Source organism: Rhodobacter capsulatus, from assembly GCF_003254295.1.
In the GTDB taxonomy this organism is placed as follows: Bacteria; Pseudomonadota; Alphaproteobacteria; order Rhodobacterales; family Rhodobacteraceae; genus Rhodobacter; species Rhodobacter capsulatus.
The window spans coordinates 191,319-206,892 of the sequence record NZ_QKZO01000006.1 but is presented as its reverse complement, the minus strand read 5'-3'; the positions used below and the strand labels follow the sequence as shown (position 1 = coordinate 206,892).

Annotated in this window: 11 protein-coding genes; 5 read left to right on the top strand and 6 right to left on the bottom strand. The window is 66.1% G+C overall.

All coding sequences use genetic code 11. The features are described 5' to 3' along the window. Entirely contained in the window at positions 1-1,509 is a 1,509-nt protein-coding gene (ffh, locus tag LY44_RS10665; protein WP_055211872.1) for a signal recognition particle protein, read from the bottom strand. A 275-nt stretch (positions 1,510-1,784) separates the two neighbouring features. Between ffh and LY44_RS10660 the strand changes: the two genes are divergently transcribed. After that, positions 1,785-2,675 carry a LysR family transcriptional regulator gene (locus LY44_RS10660; RefSeq protein ID WP_055211870.1) on the top strand — a complete coding sequence of 297 codons (891 nt, stop codon included), beginning with the start codon at positions 1,785-1,787 and terminating at the stop codon, positions 2,673-2,675. A gap of 237 nt (positions 2,676-2,912) precedes the next feature. Here LY44_RS10660 and LY44_RS10655 read toward each other — a convergent pair whose 3' ends face one another. From LY44_RS10655 to LY44_RS10640, 4 genes are read right to left on the bottom strand one after another with little or no spacing between them, the layout of a single operon-like run. Beyond that, on the bottom strand, positions 2,913-4,070 hold the full coding sequence (locus LY44_RS10655; protein ID WP_065118412.1) for an OpgC family protein: 1,158 nt from the start codon (positions 4,068-4,070) through the stop codon (positions 2,913-2,915). Next, positions 4,063-5,868 (bottom strand): glucans biosynthesis glucosyltransferase MdoH, encoded by a 1,806-nt coding sequence (gene mdoH / locus LY44_RS10650; RefSeq protein WP_055211864.1) that lies wholly within the window; start codon positions 5,866-5,868, stop codon positions 4,063-4,065. Before mdoH ends, LY44_RS10655 begins: the two co-directional genes overlap by 8 nt. 4 nt (positions 5,869-5,872) lie before the next feature. Further along, complete coding sequence (locus tag LY44_RS10645) at positions 5,873-6,073, bottom strand: hypothetical protein (protein WP_055211862.1); 201 nt, start codon at positions 6,071-6,073, stop codon at positions 5,873-5,875. Further along, on the bottom strand, positions 6,070-7,674 hold the full coding sequence (locus tag LY44_RS10640; RefSeq protein ID WP_055212011.1) for a glucan biosynthesis protein: 1,605 nt from the start codon (positions 7,672-7,674) through the stop codon (positions 6,070-6,072). Before LY44_RS10640 ends, LY44_RS10645 begins: the two co-directional genes overlap by 4 nt. A gap of 472 nt (positions 7,675-8,146) precedes the next feature. On the opposite strand from LY44_RS10640, the gene nhaD reads away from it, so the two are divergent. The 3 genes from nhaD to LY44_RS10625 all read left to right on the top strand — a co-directional run bounded on the left by nhaD (position 8,147) and on the right by LY44_RS10625 (position 12,389). Then, the gene (gene nhaD, locus LY44_RS10635) at positions 8,147-9,472 is read left to right on the top strand and encodes a sodium:proton antiporter NhaD (protein WP_055211860.1); all 1,326 of its coding nucleotides are present in this window, start codon (positions 8,147-8,149) and stop codon (positions 9,470-9,472) included. 165 nt (positions 9,473-9,637) lie between these two features. After that, positions 9,638-11,008, top strand: coding sequence for an aspartate aminotransferase family protein (locus LY44_RS10630; RefSeq protein WP_055211858.1), 1,371 nt, complete (start codon positions 9,638-9,640; stop codon positions 11,006-11,008). Between the two features lies 1 nt (position 11,009). Next, entirely contained in the window at positions 11,010-12,389 is a 1,380-nt protein-coding gene (locus LY44_RS10625) for a glutamine synthetase family protein (RefSeq protein WP_055211856.1), read from the top strand. Positions 12,390-12,562: 173 nt separating this feature from the next. On the opposite strand, the gene dapA is transcribed toward LY44_RS10625, so the two are convergent. Continuing rightward, positions 12,563-13,435: a 4-hydroxy-tetrahydrodipicolinate synthase gene (gene dapA, locus LY44_RS10620; RefSeq protein WP_055211855.1), complete on the bottom strand. Its 873-nt coding sequence runs from the start codon at positions 13,433-13,435 to the stop codon at positions 12,563-12,565. Positions 13,436-13,573: 138 nt separating this feature from the next. Here dapA and LY44_RS10615 point away from each other — a divergent pair, with 138 nt between their 5' ends. Continuing rightward, complete coding sequence (locus LY44_RS10615; RefSeq protein WP_223230722.1) at positions 13,574-15,520, top strand: lytic transglycosylase domain-containing protein; 1,947 nt, start codon at positions 13,574-13,576, stop codon at positions 15,518-15,520. The last annotated feature ends 54 nt before the right edge of the window (positions 15,521-15,574 follow it).

The following is a 15,574-nucleotide window of genomic DNA, read 5'->3' as shown; positions in this document are numbered from 1 at the left end:
TTACTTCTTCTTGCCCATGTTCAGCCCCGCAAGGCCCGGCGGCAGTTTCAGCCCGCCCAGCCCCGGCATCGCCCCCGGCAGACCCTTCATCGAGGCCATCGCCTTGGCGGCTTCTTCCATCTTCGCCGGGTCGATCTCGTCCTTGCCGGGCAGGCCGCCGAACTTGCCCTGCATCGCGGCCATCGCCTGCTTGAGCATGCCGCCCTTCATCCCGCCCAGCTTCTTCATCGTGTCGGCCATCTGCCGGTGCATCTTCAGAAGCTTGTTCAGATCGGCGACATCGACGCCCGCCCCCGCGGCGATGCGGCGCTTGCGGCTGGCCTGCAACAGCTCGGGATGGGCGCGTTCCTTTTTCGTCATCGAATTGATCATCGCGATCTGACGGCGGATGGTGCGATCGTCGAACCCGGCTTCCTCGGCCTGTTTCGCCATCTTGCCCATGCCGGGCATCATGCTCATCACGCCCTGCATGCCGCCCATCTTCTGCATCTGCTCGAGCTGGGATTTCATGTCGTTGAGGTTGAACAGACCCTTCTGGAACCGGCGCATCATGCGCTCGGCCTGTTCCTTCTCAAAGACTTCCTGCGCCCGTTCGACCAGCGAGACGATGTCGCCCATGCCGAGGATGCGGCCCGCGATCCGCGACGCCTCGAAGGTTTCGAGCGCATCCATCTTTTCGCCAAGGCCGACGAAGCGAATCGGCTTGCCGGTGGTGGCGCGCATCGAAAGCGCAGCCCCGCCGCGGCCGTCGCCGTCCATCCGGGTCAGCACGACGCCGGTGATGCCGATCTTGTCGTCGAATTCCTGCGCCACCTCGACCGCGACCTGACCGGTCAGACCGTCGACGACCAGCAGCGTCTCGCGCGGCGAGACCGCGTCGCGGACCTGCTGCACCTCGCCCATCAGGGTTTCGTCGATGTGCAGACGACCCGCGGTGTCGAGCAGGTAAACGTCATAACCGCCCATCGCGGCCTGGGTCTTGGCGCGTTTGGCGATCTGCACAGCGGTTTCGCCCGCCACGATCGGCAGCGTGTCAACGCCGATCTGCGTGCCGAGAATCGCCAGCTGCTCCATCGCGGCCGGGCGGTAGATGTCGAGCGACGCCATCAGGACGCGTTTCTTCTCGCGCTCTTTCAGACGGCGGGCCAGTTTCGCGGTGGTGGTGGTCTTGCCGCCGCCCTGCAGACCGACCATCAGGATCGGCGCGGGCGGGTTGTCGATCTTCAGCGCGTCCGCCGCATCCTCGCCCGACAGCATGGCGACGATCTCGTCATGGACGATCTTGACGACCTGCTGACCCGGCGTGATCGATTTCGTCACCTGCGCGCCGGTGGCCTTGGCCTCGACCTTCTTCACGAATTCGCGGACCACGGGCAGCGAGACATCGGCTTCCAGAAGGGCGGTGCGCACTTCGCGCATCGCCACCTTGACGTCTTCGGCCGTCAGCGCGCCCTGTTTCGTCAGCCGCTCGAACACCCCGCCAAGGCGTTCGGAAAGAGACTCGAACATCGTGCCCTCCTGCGCCGCGATTGCGGCCGATCAACGACAAGCGCACCAGTGGGCGCAACGCGCTGACTGGTGGCGATCCTTGCACCCGCAAGGACCGGAGGAACCGAACCTCCGGGGAATCTGGGGTGCACTACGCGAAAACCCCGGGGGAGTCAACGTCAAGCGGCGGGCAAGCCGGGGCAACACCCGGCTCTTGCCTGCCCGCGGCGAAGTGCGTAATTGCATATCCAAACAAAATACACATGCTTCAAGCATATTTGTTCATGGGTGCACAAATGCGCTTCGAGAACTGGGACGAGATCCGGACCGCCTATCAGGTTGCCCGGATGGGAACGGTGTCAGGGGCTGCGGAGGTTCTGGGGGTGCATCACGCCACCGTCATCCGCCATGTCGATGCGCTTGAAACGCGTCTTGGCACGAAACTGTTTCAACGCCATCCGCGGGGATACACGCCGACCGAGGCGGGGCAGCAGTTGCTTGCCGTCGGTCAGGCGACCGAAGATCAGTTTGCGCAGCTGGCCGCGCGGATTGCCGGGGCGGGCGAGGAGATGCGGGGCGAGCTGATCATCACCTCGCTGCCCGCCTTGGCCGCGCTGGTGATGCCCGCGATGGCGGAACTGATGCGGGCGCATCCGGCCTTGGTGCTGCGCTACATCACCGATCCGCGGGTCTTCCGGCTGGAATATGGCGAGGCGCATGTGGCGATCCGCGCCGGGGCCCGGCCGACCGAGCCCGACAATGTGGTCAGCCAGCTTGGCGTGAACCGCACCGCGCTTTATGCGGCGCCGGACTATATCGAGCGGCACGGGCGGCCGAAGGGGGCGCAGGATCTGGCGGGGCATCGCTTCGTCGGGCCTGACAGCCGCGAGAACCGGGCGCCGTTCTTCCGCTGGCTGGCGGGGCAGGTGCCGCCCGAGGCGATGGTCTTCATGGCGAACGAGATGGCCTCGCAGCAGGCGGCGATCGAGGCGGGCCTGGGTCTTGGCTTCCTGCCGGTGCTGCAGGGCCGGGCGATTCCGCGGCTGGTCGAGGTGGTGGCGCCGATGCCGGACTGGGACAGCCCGTTCTGGCTGGTGACCCATGTCGATCTGCACCGCACGCCGAAGGTGCAGGCGGCGCTCAAGGCCCTGCGCGCGGCCGCCGTGCGGCTGGACCCGGGGGTCTGATCCGGTTTGCTCGGGCGGAACAGGAAAGGCACGGCCTTTCCCCGCCCGCAAGCGCCCCGCAATGACAAGACCGCTTGTCGCGATCACCACGAGAGGCCAGCGTCCCGCCCCGGCGGGCGAGAAGCGCCCGCCATGGGCGGGGCGGGCGCTGGCCGAGTGCCTTTTGGCCCTCGGCGGTCAGGGGGCTGACGTGCCGCGTGACCTCGGCGATGGCCTCGGTCATGGCAGGGGGACGCCTCAGGCGGTCGCGGCCTTCGGCGCGGTCGGATGCGGCTTGATATGTTCGCGCACGGCGGCAAGGGCCCATTGCAGCCCCAGCCCGCCCAGGATCAGCACGGTATCCTGCCAGAACCCGCCCGGATGCGAGGTCTTCACCGCCTGAGAAAAGATCGCCAGCACGGTCCCCAGCGCAAAGACCTGCAGCCCCTGCTTGCCCATGGTGCGGATCGGCTTCATCACCCGCGAGGCGGCGATCGACGGCACCAGCCAGGGCAGCGACAGGATATAAGCCACCGCCAGGAAATGCGTCAGCCGCGGCCCCGAGACATAGGTCTTGTCGAAATCGACGAGGAAGCGGGGCACGTCATATTGCAGGATCGTCCAGATCACATGGCCGAACTGCGCCTGCAGATCGGGCGATTGCGCCCAGAATGCGCAGAACACAAGCCAGATCACCGCGGGCACGATCAGCGCCTTCCAGATCGGCACGAAACGCTCGCCCCGGCGCAGGAACAGCCCGGTCAGGATGCCCAGCGAAAACAGGAGCTGCCACGAGAACGGGTTGAAGAACCAGCCGCCATCAAACGGATAATTCGGCAGATCGAGCCCGAACCAGCCCGCGAGTGCCCAAAGCCCGATGGTGAAGGCCAAAAGCCCCATCGGTTTTCGCTGTCCCAACCGGATCAGGAACGGCGCCCAGAGCAGCAGCACCGCATACATCGGCAGGATGTTCACATAGCCCAGCTGGTGCCCCAGCGTCGCGATGCCGACGAGGAAGGCAAGCGGGGTCTCGGTCAGCGGGCCGAAGGCGTTGTGTTTCAGCATCTCGCCGCCGCCGAACCACAGCGTCGCCCCGGCGGCAATCGCGATCGCCCAGGCCGAGATGAAGATATGCACCAAGTAGAGCAGCCAAGCCCGGCCCCAGCATTTGCGGATGCTGGGCCAGTTCAGCCCGTCCTTGAGCTTCGGCCCGTAAGCCAGCGCCGCGGCACAGCCCGACATGAAGACGAAGCCCTCGGCCGCGTCGGACAGGCCGTAATTGCGCGAGGTCAGGTTCTCGTAGAACGTCCCCGGCACGTGGTTCATGTAGATCATCACGAGGCTGACGCCCCGGAAGAAATCCAGCCGGGGGTCGCGGGCGCCGCCTGCAAGCGGCACGTGGGGGTGATCAGCCATGATGCGCGGACAACTCTTTCTTCGGTTGTCGCGCGTCTTGTTCCTGTTCGGTCTCGGCGTCAAGTGCCCAGCGATTGAGCACTTCGTCATGAAGTTTCACCACGGCGGGTTTCGCATATTCGCTGGGAACCCCCATCAGTCGCGACCGCGAGGGCCGCGAAGACCAGGACAGGATCAGCGGCGAAAACACCATCGGCAGGCCGACGGGCAAGAGCCAGAGCAGCAGGCCGGGGGCGAAAAACCACGTCGTCATAAGGCCGACAAGGCCGATGGTGACGATCCAATGCGAGGCGGCGAAGCTGTCCTTGAGGCTGAGCGTGCCGTCGCCGCGGTTGTTGGTGGGCCAGCCACCATCGCGGCCCATCACCACCTGCAGCACCGAGCGCGTCGAATACATCAGCAGAACCGGCGCGGTGATCGAGGACAGCGCCAGTTCCGAGAGCGTCGAGGCAAAGCCGAGCGCCGCCCCCCCGAAACCTTTTGCCGCACCCGTCAGCGCCATCCGCGTGGCGATCAGCACCTTGGGCAGGAACAGCAGGCCGAAGATACCGATGGCAAGGCTGATCGCCTTGGAGGCTTCGGACGGCGGGAAATAGGGAATCGGCCAGTAGGGGGTCGGGAAGTAATCCGGCGGCGGCGCCAGCAGCGGCGCGGCGATCGAGGCCAGGATGAAGCCGACCCAGAACAAGGGCGCGATATAAGCCATGATCCCTTGCGAGAAGACGAAGCGCGACCACAGCCGCAGCCCCGGCGCGCCGATGATCCGGCTGTGCTGCAGGTTGCCCTGACACCAGCGCCGGTCGCGTTTGGCGTGATCGACGATGTTTTCCGGGCCTTCCTCGTAGCTGCCGCCCAGATCGTCATCGAGCCGCACGATCCAGCCCGCGCGCGCCAGCAGCGCGGCTTCGACGTAATCATGGCTCATGACATGGCCGCCAAAGGGCGGCTTGCCCTTCAGCGCGGGCAGGCCGCAGCTTTCGGCAAAGGCGCGGGTGCGCACGATCGCATTATGGCCCCAGAACGGGCCGGTTTCGCCCTGCACCATGGCCAGACCCCGGGCGAAGACGGGCGAGAAGAAGGCGGCGGCGAATTGCATCGCCCGGCCAAAGCGGGACCGCGCGCGGATCACCTTGGGCAGGGTCTGCAACAGGCCCAGACGCGGCTCGGCCTCCATCCGGCGGATCATCTGCAAGATGGTCTCGCCTTCCATCAGACTGTCGGCGTCAAGGATCACGGCATAATCATAGGCCCCGCCCGAGCGGGTGATGAAATCCTCGATATTGCCCGCTTTCTTGCCGGTGTTCTGCTCGCGACGGCGATAGAAGAAGCGGCCGACCGCGTTGCGTTCCGCCACGAGGCGCGCAAAGATCAGCTTCTCGCGCGCGGCGATCAGGTCATTGCGGGTGTCGGACAGAACGGCGAAATGCACCGAAGCCGCATCGCCCGTGGCCGCCAGCGAGGCATCCATCGCGGCGATCCGGGCGAATGTCACCAGCGGATCTTCGTTATAGACCGGCACCAGCACCACGGTGCTGCCCTTGATCGGCGCGGTCGCGTCGTATTTCGGCGGCCGGGCGCGGCTCGGCAGGCCGATCATCGCGACGGTGGCGCCAAGCGCCAGCCATTGCGTCGAGATCAGGATCAAGACTGCCCGCGTCACATCGAGCGCGTCGATCCCGTCGACCGAGCCGAACTGCAGGAACAGGATGAAGGCGCCAATCCCCGCGATCAGGCTGAAGGCGATGGCAAGAAAACGCAGGGCGTAAAGCCCTGCGAGCGATGCGAGCGAGCGCGCCATGATCTCAGTGGCCGGTGCCGACATGCGCGGCCTGCAGGTGCAGACCGGTCAGCAGACGTCGGATCAGCCCGCTTTGCGGTTCGATCACCTGATGCGGCATCGCCATCGGCGCCACCGGCAGGGCACAGGGCCCGGCAATCAGCGCATCGGGCGTGAGGACGGCTTCGGACGCGAGCGCAGTGAGAGAGGAGGTATGCGCGGTCATGCGTGGATCCATTGATAGAGCCAGGTTTCGGTCAGCTTGCGACCATATCCAGCGATATGGGCAGCCAGTTCGACAGTGTCACCCCCGGTCGGCTTCACATCCATGACAAGACGCCAGATTCCGTCGGTGGTGTTGCGGGACAGCACTTTCGTCACGATCTCGCCGTTCCAGGCATTGGCGACGATGCTCAGGTTCTCGGCCTCGTCATGGCCAAGGCTGTCCATCAGCCCGCCGACGAAGTCGATGACGAATTTGCGCGTGCCATCGGTATTCTGCACGCCCGAAACCCCACCCTCGCCGGTGCGGGTTTCCTTGACATGGGCGCGGTCGTCGAAATCCTCGAATTCCAGATCGCCCCAGCGCAGCCGGTAGCTGAATTCGCGGCTTTCGCCCGCTTTCGCCGGCGCGTCGGGAATCCAGAAAGCGACGATGTTGTCGTTCACTTCCAGATCCGACGGGATCTCGACCAGACGGATCACGCCCTTGCCCCAGTCGCCGATCGGCTCGACCACGCAGGAGGGGCGCTTTTCGTAATGCGCGGCATCGTCCTGATAATGGTCGAATTCGCGGTCGCGCTGGTAAAGTCCAAAGGACTTCGGCGCGGTTTCCGAGAAATAGGACGAGGCCAGCCGCGACGGGTTCGCCAGCGGCCGCCACAGGATGTCGCCATCGGCGCGCACGATGCCCAGCCCGTCGCTGTCATGCACCTTGGGCCGGTAATCGTCGAAATCCTTGCGGTTGCGTTCCGAGAACAGGAACATCGAGGTGAGCGGCGCGATGCCCAGCTGCTGCACGTCGGCGCGGAAGAAGAGCCGCGCCGTCACATCCATCACCGTCTCGAAGCCGGGGCGGATGACGAACTGATAGGCGCCGGTCAGCGAGGCGCTTTCCAGCGCCGCCCAGATCGTGATCGTCTCGCCGCCCGGCTCGGGGCGCTGAATCCAGAAGCGGGTGAAGCGCGGGAATTCCTCGGCCACTGACAGGCCGGTGTTCACCGCAAGGCCGCGCGCCGAGAGGCCATAGGCCGAGTTGCGGCCAAGGGCGCGGAAATACGACGCGCCCTGAAACGCCACCAGCTCGTCGAAGACATCGGGGCGGTTGAGCGGCGTGTGCAGGCGGAAGCCCGCAACGCCCGGCAGCGCCACATGCAGCGGAACCTTGTCGCGGCTTTCGCGCTCATAGATGAAATCGTCAGTGTCGAAGCCCATCGGCAGGGTCTGCCCGCCGATCACCTCGTTCAGCAGCACCGGTTCCTTGAACAGCCAGCCCATGTGGAAGGCATGCAGCTGGAAATGCGTCCGTTCGACATCGGCAAACCGCGCCTTGGCCGGATCGAAGCGGATCAGCCGGTACAGATCATAGGTGAGCTGGTTGAGGAAGCTGTCGGGCAGCACCATCGGCGCATCGGGACCGGCACCGGCCCGCGCGCGCATCTCTTCGGCGAGCGTGTCGAAGCTAAAAGGTTTTTGCGGCGGCGCAGCGGGCACGTCGATCGGCGCGGGCGGGGTGGTTTCCTGCGCATGGGCACTGCGCGGCACGGCCCCCGTCCCGGCAAGGATCGCAGCCGAGGAGAGCGTCACCAGAAGGTGGCGGCGGGTCATCATCATGGAGGCTTTGTTCCGGCTGGAGGGCATCTGTTTTCTATGCAAAGTCAGATAGTTCCAGAGGCCGCTCAGGGGCGCCCCCGTTTGCCGTTTCTATAGCCACAGTGCTTAAAAACTGGCAAGAGAGTTTGCGTAACAGATGTGTCAAATGGGCGCTGTCCCGCCGGTTTTGGCGCAAAGTTGCGCAAGTTTCCGCGCATCCGTCACGAAGTTGCGCATTCTGCGCGGGCCAAGCGGATTTTCCCGATTTCGATACATGTTTTAGCGGCTTTCGGCCGGTTTTTCCGCAGCTGCAAAGAGCGGCAGTCCCGCCCCGGGCGGGGGGTGAGTCGCGGCCGCTCGGCCCGGCTCTTGCGCCTTGGGCCGCAGTCTGCGTGCCAGCCTGCGTGCCAGCCTGCGACCGACGGCGACGGCGCTCTTGTGACACCGGGGCAGGCTGGATAAACCGGTGCAAACAGCCGGAGGAACCATGGAACAACTCGATCTGACCGGAAGCATCTTCGGCATTCTGTCGGTGATGATCTTCCTTGGCGCCTATGCGCTTGTGGTGATGGAAGAGACCACCCACATGCGCAAGTCGAAGCCGGTGATGCTGGCGGCCGGGCTGATCTGGATGCTGATCGGTATCGCCTATGCCCGCGCCGGTCTTTCCGATCTGGCGCATGAAAAGGCCACCCATATCGTCGAGGAATATGGCGAGCTGTTCCTGTTCCTGCTGGTCGCGATCACCTATGTCAACACGCTCGAGGAGCGCCGGGTCTTCGACGCGCTGCGGGCGAAACTGGTGGGCATGGGGCTGAGCTATCGCAAGCTGTTCTGGCTGACCGGGATCATCGCCTTCTTCCTCTCGGGCATTCTTGACAACCTGACGACGGCGCTGGTGATGGGAACGGTGGTGGTCGCGGTCGGGCGTGCGGCGCCGAAATTCGTGATGATCGGCTGCATCTCGATCGTGGTTGCGGCCAATGCCGGGGGCGCCTTCACCCCCTTTGGCGACATCACCACGCTGATGGTCTGGCAAAAGGGCGTGATCGAGTTCTTCGAATTCTTCGTGCTGTTCCTGCCTTCGCTGGTGAACTGGCTGGTGCCCGCGGCGATCATGTCCCTTGCGATCCCGAACGAGATCCCCCCCCGGACCGCGGACAACGCAAGGATGAAACCCGGCGGGGCGATGGTGATCGTGCTGTTCGGGCTGACCATCGGCTCTGCGATCAGCTTCAAGAACTTCCTGCATCTGCCCCCGGCGATGGGGATGATGCTGGGGCTGGGCTATCTGCAGATCTATTCCTATTTCCTGACCCGCAACGGCCGGCGCCAGCACAACACCGAGCTGGTTCTGGACAGTTTCAAGCAGTTCGAGCGGGTGGAATGGGACACGCTGCTGTTCTTCTTCGGGATCATCTTTGCCGTCGGCGGGCTGGGGGTTCTGGGCTATCTCGACATGCTGTCGGTGGCGCTTTACGACGGGCTTGGCGCGACCGCGGCCAACACCATCCTTGGCATGATGTCGGCGGTGGTCGACAACATCCCGCTGATGTTTGCGGTGCTGACGATGGAGCCCGACATGAGCCACGGGCAATGGCTTCTGATCACGCTCACCTGCGGCGTCGGCGGCTCGCTTCTGTCGATCGGCTCGGCGGCCGGGGTGGCGCTGATGGGGCAGGCGCGGGGGCATTATTCGTTCTCGGGGCATCTGAAATGGACCTGGGCGATCGCGCTGGGCTATTTCGCCGCGATCGGCGTGCATCTGCTGCTGAACGCGCATCTCTTCGAAGTGGCGGTCCGGCCGCACTGATCGCCCCTGCGGCAAAACAAGGCCCGGGACGCGCGTCCCGGGCCTTTTGCTTTGCGCGCAGCGGTGGCAACATATGTGTTCCATGCATGGACGCGCGTCGAAATGGCTGCAGCCCGGGCGTTGCCTTGGCGCTTCGGGCATGGTCAGGTGCGCCCGGAGGGAGTCATGTCCGAAACCCGTATCGGCGGCATTGCCGCAGCCCGTATCGCCGCCTTTGCGGCACGCGAAGCCGAGGCCTATGCCGCGGCCCGTCCGCGCACGCGCGCGGCGCTTCAGGCGGGGGCGGAGCCCTGGCTCGCGGGCGTGCCGATGCACTGGATGCGCGACTGGCCGCAGCCCTTTCCGATGCTGGTGGCGGCGGCGAAAGGCGCGCTGATCGAGGATCTGGACGGTCACCGGATCGACGATTTCTGTCTGGGCGACACGGGGTCCATGTTCGGCCATTCGCCTGCGCCCGTCGCGCGCGCCATCCGCGCGCAGGCCGGCGCGGGGCTCACTTACATGCTGCCCACGACGGCGGCGTTGCAGGCCGGTCAGCTGCTGTCCGAGGTTTTCGGGTCGATGCGCTGGCAGGTGGCGACGACCGCGACCGATGCCAACCGCTTTGCCCTGCGCGTCGCCCGGGCGGTGACCGGACGGCCGAAGGTGCTGGTCTTCGACGGCTGCTATCACGGCACGGTGGATGATGCGATGGTCTGCCTTGAGGGCGAAAAAACCGTGGCCCGCCCGGGGCTTGTGGGCCAGGTCGAGGATCTGTCGCTCGTCGCCGTCGCCGTGCCCTTCAACGATCTGGCCGCGGTGGAACAGGCGCTGGCGGCGGGTGATGTCGCCGCGATCCTGACCGAGCCGGTGATGACCAATTCCTGCATGGTCCTGCCCGCACCGGGCTTTCACGACGGGCTGCGCGATCTGGCCAGCCGCTACGGCGCGGTGCTGATCCTCGATGAAACCCACACGATTTCCTCGGGCCTGGGCGGCTATACCCGTGTGCATGGCCTGCGCCCGGATATCTTCGTGGTCGGCAAATGCGTCGCGGGCGGCGTGCCCACCGCGGTCTGGGGCCTGACCCCCGAGCTGGCGGATCGTTTCGCCGCCTATGACGCCACCCGCCCTGCGGGGCACAGCGGCATGGGTACGACGCTGTCGGCCAACCCGCTGCAATTCGCGGCCCTTGTCGCCACGCTCTCGCAGGTGATGACGCCCGCAAATTACGCCCGGATGGAGGCGGGCGCAGCGCGTCTATGCGTTGGCCTGTCGAAGGCGGTGAAGCGCCGCAAGCTGCCGTGGCATGTCGTCCGCGTCGGCGCCCGGGTCGAGTTCATCTGCGCCCCCGGGCCCCTGCGCAATGGCTTTGACGCCGCCCGGGCCCATGCCCCCGCGCTGGAAGCCGCGCTGCACATCGGCCTTCTGAACCGCGGCTGCCTGATCGCGCCGTTCCACAACATGATGCTGATCTCGCCCGCCACGACGCGCGTGCAGATCGACCGCCTGATCGCCGCCTTTGACGCCGTGACGGCCCAATTGCTCGAGACCTGACATGACCCATTCGCCCACCGGCTCCACCCTGCACGAAGCCGAAGACTTCCTTGCCGCCCATCCCGAGATCGAGGCCTTTGATATCGTGCTGCACGATGCGAACGGCATCGGCCGCGGCAAGATCATCCGCCGCCACGAGCTGATCGGGCTTTACAAGGGCGGGCGGCACCTGCCGATTTCCATCCTTGGCCTTGATATCGTGGGCGAAGACGTGCACGAAACCGGCCTGATCTGGGATCAGGGCGATGGCGATCTGCGCGCCTGGCCCATTCCCGGCACGCTGAAGGCGCTGCACGGCACCAACCCGCCGCGCGGCGAGGTGCTGATGAGCATGTATCATCTCGATGGCGCTGAAATGACCTCGGACCCGCGCCATGCGCTGGCCCGCCAGGTGCAGGCGATGGCCGACGAGGGGCTTCATCCGGCGGGCGCGTTCGAGTTGGAATTCTTCCTGCTCGATCCCGACACCGCGCAGGGCGTGCGCCCCGCGGCGGCGGTTCTGGACGGGCGGCGCAGTGACTGGACCGAGGTCTATTCGGTCGATCACCTGCACGGGATGGAGCCCCTGTTCAGTGACATCTACCGCGCCGCCGAGGCGATGGGGATCAAGGCCGAGACGGTGATTTCCGAATATGCGCCGGGGCAATATGAACTCACGCTGCATTATCGCACCGACGTCATGCAGGCCGCCGATGATCTGGTGCGGCTCAAACGCATCGTCCGGCTGCAGGCGCGCCGACATGGTGTCGTGGCCTGTTTCATGGCGAAACCGATCGAGAAATACGCGGGCTCGGGGATGCATTTCCACGTCAGCCTCTGTGACGAAACCGGCCGGAACATCTTCGCCGAGGAGGTGGAGGGCCAATGGACCGACACCATCCGCCACGCCATCGGCGGGTTGCGGCAAACGATGGGCGAATCGATGCTGGTCTTTGCCCCGCACGGCAATTCCTGGCGCCGCTTCGTCGGCCAAAGCTATGCGCCGGTCTCGCCCAGCTGGGGGGTGAACAACCGCTCGGTGGCGCTGCGGATCCCGGCGGGCGACATCAAGGCGCGGCGAATCGAGCATCGGCCCTCGGGCGTCGATGCCAACCCCTATCTGGTCGCGGCGACGATTCTGGCGGGGATCCGCCACGGGCTGAAGCATCGCATCGACCCCGGCCCGGAAACGACCGGCAACGGCTATGCGGGCGATGACGCGCTGCAAATCCCGCGCGACTGGCGCGAGGCGATCGAGGCGGCCACCGCGTCGGAGTTCCTGAAAGAGGCGCTGGGCGAAGACATGCACCGCACCTTCACCGCGATCAAGGCGGCGGAACACGGCCGCGTCGCCCGCTGGATCGCGGATGTGGATTACGCGCTTTATCTGCACAACGTCTGACAGGCTGGGTCTGACAGGCTGGGGGCGCTGCCCCCAGACCCCCGGGATATTTGCACCAAGGTGAAAAGGGCACCGGGGCTGCTTTCACCTTGGCGGAAATATCCCGGGGGGAGGCTTGCTGAAAGCAAGACGGGGGGCAGCGCCCCCCGCTTCCGTCGCTATCAAGGACGACCTCAGATCAGCCCGGCGTGTTTCATCGCCGCGTCAAGCGCCGCCTTGGTGGTGTCGGTCAGTTCGGTCAGCGGCAGCCGCACCTCGGGGCTGCAAAGCCCCAGTTTCGACATCGCATATTTCGCCCCGGCCACGCCCGGTTCGAGGAAGATCGCGATATGCAGCGGCAGCAGCAGATCCTGATAGTCGAGCGCCTTCGCGTAATCGCCGCGCAGCGTCGCTTCCTGCATCTCGGCGCAAAGCTTCGGCGCCACGTTCGCCGTGACCGAAATGCAGCCGACGCCGCCCATGGCGTTGAAACCCACCGCCGTCGCATCCTCGCCCGAAAGCTGCAGGAAATCGGCGCCGCAGGTCATGCGCTGCTTCGCGACGCGGCTCAGATCGCCGGTCGCATCCTTGACGCCGACGATCCGCGGCAGCTGCGCCAGTTGCCCCATCGTCTCGGGCATCATGTCCACGACCGAACGGCCGGGAATGTTGTAGATGATGATCGGCAGGGCGCAGGCGTCATGCATCGCGGTGAAATGCGCCACCATGCCCCGCTGCGTCGGCTTGTTGTAATAGGGCGTCACGACCAGCGCCGCATCGGCGCCGTTCGCCTCGGCATGGCGGATCAGCTCGATCCCCTCGGCGGTGGCGTTCGAGCCCGCCCCCGCGATCACCGGCACGCGTTTCGCTGCGGTTTCCACCACGACGCGCACGACTTCGTTATGTTCTTCGTGGCTCAGCGTCGGGCTTTCGCCGGTGGTGCCGACCGGCACAAGGCCGTGGCTGCCCTGGTCGATGTGCCAGTTCACAAGCTTCTTGAGCGTGTCCCAATCGACGGCGCCGTTTGAAAACGGCGTGACGAGTGCGGGGAAGGACCCTTTGAACATGACACGCTCCTGAGCTTGAGGCGGATTCGCCTGGGTGAAAGTCGCGCGGACCATAGGCGAGGCTTTCGGTCTTGCCAACTTGTGAATTGCAACGATCACGGCTTGCGCGCAGCCTGTTGAAAACGCATGCACAGGCCCATGATCAAACCTCTTTCCCTTGCCGCTTTGCTGGCGGTTTCCGTGGTGTTTCTGCCCCCTGCCGGGCGGGCCGACGACCCCGTTTCCCTGACGCGCGCGCTGGCGGCGGCGGCGAAAACCGACTGGGATCAAGCCGCGGCCGAGGCCCGGCTGGCCGGTCCGCTGGCCTTCGATCTGATCGAATGGCAACGGCTGCGCGCGGGCGAGGGCAGTTTCGCCGATTACGCCGATTTCGCCGCCCGGCGGGCCGATTGGCCGGGGATGGAGCTGTTGCGCAAGCAGGGCGAGGCGCAGCTGGCCCGCGCCAATCCGGTCGAGACCGTGGCCTATTTCGGCGATGGCGCGCCGCAGACCGGCACCGGCGCGCTGGCGCTGATCGCGGCGCGCCAGGCGATGGGCCAGCCCGACAAGGCCGCCGCCGTGGCCGAGGCGGCCTGGCGCAGCCTGGACCTGACGCCCGAGGAACAGGCGGCGTTTCTGGCCCGTCACGCCGATCTGGTCGCCCCCTTCCACGGCGGGCGGATGCAGGCGGCGCTGGATCAGGGCCGTCTGGCGCGGGCGCGGGCGATGCTGCCGCTGGTCACCCCGGGCACGAAGGCGGTGGCCGAGGCGCGGATCGCGCTGCAGGCGCGGGCCGAGGGGGTGGACAAGCTTTTGCAGGCGGTGCCGGAGCGGATGGCGGGATCGGCCGGGCTGGCGCGTGACCGGGCGGTCTGGCGTTGGCGCAACGATCTGGAAGTGGGCGCGGCCGAGATCGTGCTCCAGTTTTCGAAAAGCCCGGAGGGCCTCGGCGATCCGAAGCTTTGGTCCGAGGTCCGCGGCCAGCTGGCGCGGTTCTTCCTGCGGCAAGGCGATGCCCGGCTTGCCTACAAGATCGCGGCGCGGCATCGGTTGCCTTCGAACGATGCCGATTGGGGCGATCTGGAATGGCTGGCCGGGTTCGCGGCGTTGAAGCTGGGCGATGCGCCCACGGCGCTTGAACATTTCGAGGCGCTGGAGGCCGCGGTCAGCACGCCGATTTCGAAATCCCGCGCCGCCTATTGGCGCGGCCGGGCGCTGGAGGCGATCGGCCGGGTCGCCGAGGCCGATCAGGCCTGGGTCGAGGGCGCGCAGTGGCAGACCGCCTATTACGGGCTGCTCTGCGCCGAACGGATCGGCGCGCCGCTGGACCCCGCCTTTGCCGCCCCGCCCGCGCTGCCCGACTGGCGGGCGGCGCCCTTCGTGCAGGATCCGGTGTTTCAGGCGGCGCAGCTGTTGCAGGCGGCAGGCGCGCGGGATCTGGCGGAACGCTTCCTGTTGCATCTGGAAGAAAGCCTGCCGCCCGAGCAGATCGCCCCCCTCGCGCGGTTGGCCGAGGAATGGCACGACGCGCATCTGATGCTGCTTCTGGCCAAGCGGGCTGCGAACGAGGGGGTAGTGTTGACGCGGGCCTATTATCCGCTGCCCGATCTGAACCCCGCGGGGCTGGTCGTGCCCGAGGAGCTGGCACTGTCGATCGCGCGGCGGGAAAGCGAGTTTGATCCCGTCGTCGTCAGCCCGGTCGGCGCGCGGGGGATGATGCAGCTGATGCCTGAGACCGCGAAGATGATGGCGAAGAAGCTGGGCGAGCCTTACGAATTGCGGCGGCTGACCTCGGATCCGTCTTACAACGTGCGGCTGGGGTCGGAATATCTGGCGAAGCTGCAGGAGGAATTCGGCACCTCGCCGGTGCTGGTGGCGGCGGGCTACAACGCCGGTCCGGGGCGACCGCGGCGCTGGATCACCGAGCGCGGCGATCCGCGCGCGCCTTCGGTCGATGTCGTCGACTGGGTGGAGATGATCCCCTTTGCCGAGACGCGGACCTATGTGATGCGGGTGGCGGAAAGCCTGCCTGTCTATCGCGCGCGACTGGGGCGGCCGGATGCGGGGGCGGTGCGGTTCACCGACGAATTGCGCGGGGCCTGGTGAGACAGGGCGGGGGTTTCACACCCCCGCACCCCCGTGGCGTATTTGCGCCAAGAA

Coding starts and splice junctions, on each gene's coding strand:
- LY44_RS10630 (WP_055211858.1), top strand. CDS start 9,638: ATGTCCGAAACCCGTATCGGCGGCATTGCCGCAGCCCGTATCGCCGCC.
- LY44_RS10655 (WP_065118412.1), bottom strand. CDS start 4,070: ATGGCTGATCACCCCCACGTGCCGCTTGCAGGCGGCGCCCGCGACCCC.
- LY44_RS10640 (WP_055212011.1), bottom strand. CDS start 7,674: ATGACCCGCCGCCACCTTCTGGTGACGCTCTCCTCGGCTGCGATCCTT.
- LY44_RS10660 (WP_055211870.1), top strand. CDS start 1,785: ATGCGCTTCGAGAACTGGGACGAGATCCGGACCGCCTATCAGGTTGCC.
- nhaD (WP_055211860.1), top strand. CDS start 8,147: ATGGAACAACTCGATCTGACCGGAAGCATCTTCGGCATTCTGTCGGTG.
- ffh (WP_055211872.1), bottom strand. CDS start 1,509: ATGTTCGAGTCTCTTTCCGAACGCCTTGGCGGGGTGTTCGAGCGGCTG.
- dapA (WP_055211855.1), bottom strand. CDS start 13,435: ATGTTCAAAGGGTCCTTCCCCGCACTCGTCACGCCGTTTTCAAACGGC.
- LY44_RS10625 (WP_055211856.1), top strand. CDS start 11,010: ATGACCCATTCGCCCACCGGCTCCACCCTGCACGAAGCCGAAGACTTC.
- LY44_RS10645 (WP_055211862.1), bottom strand. CDS start 6,073: ATGACCGCGCATACCTCCTCTCTCACTGCGCTCGCGTCCGAAGCCGTC.
- LY44_RS10615 (WP_223230722.1), top strand. CDS start 13,574: ATGATCAAACCTCTTTCCCTTGCCGCTTTGCTGGCGGTTTCCGTGGTG.
- mdoH (WP_055211864.1), bottom strand. CDS start 5,868: ATGGCGCGCTCGCTCGCATCGCTCGCAGGGCTTTACGCCCTGCGTTTT.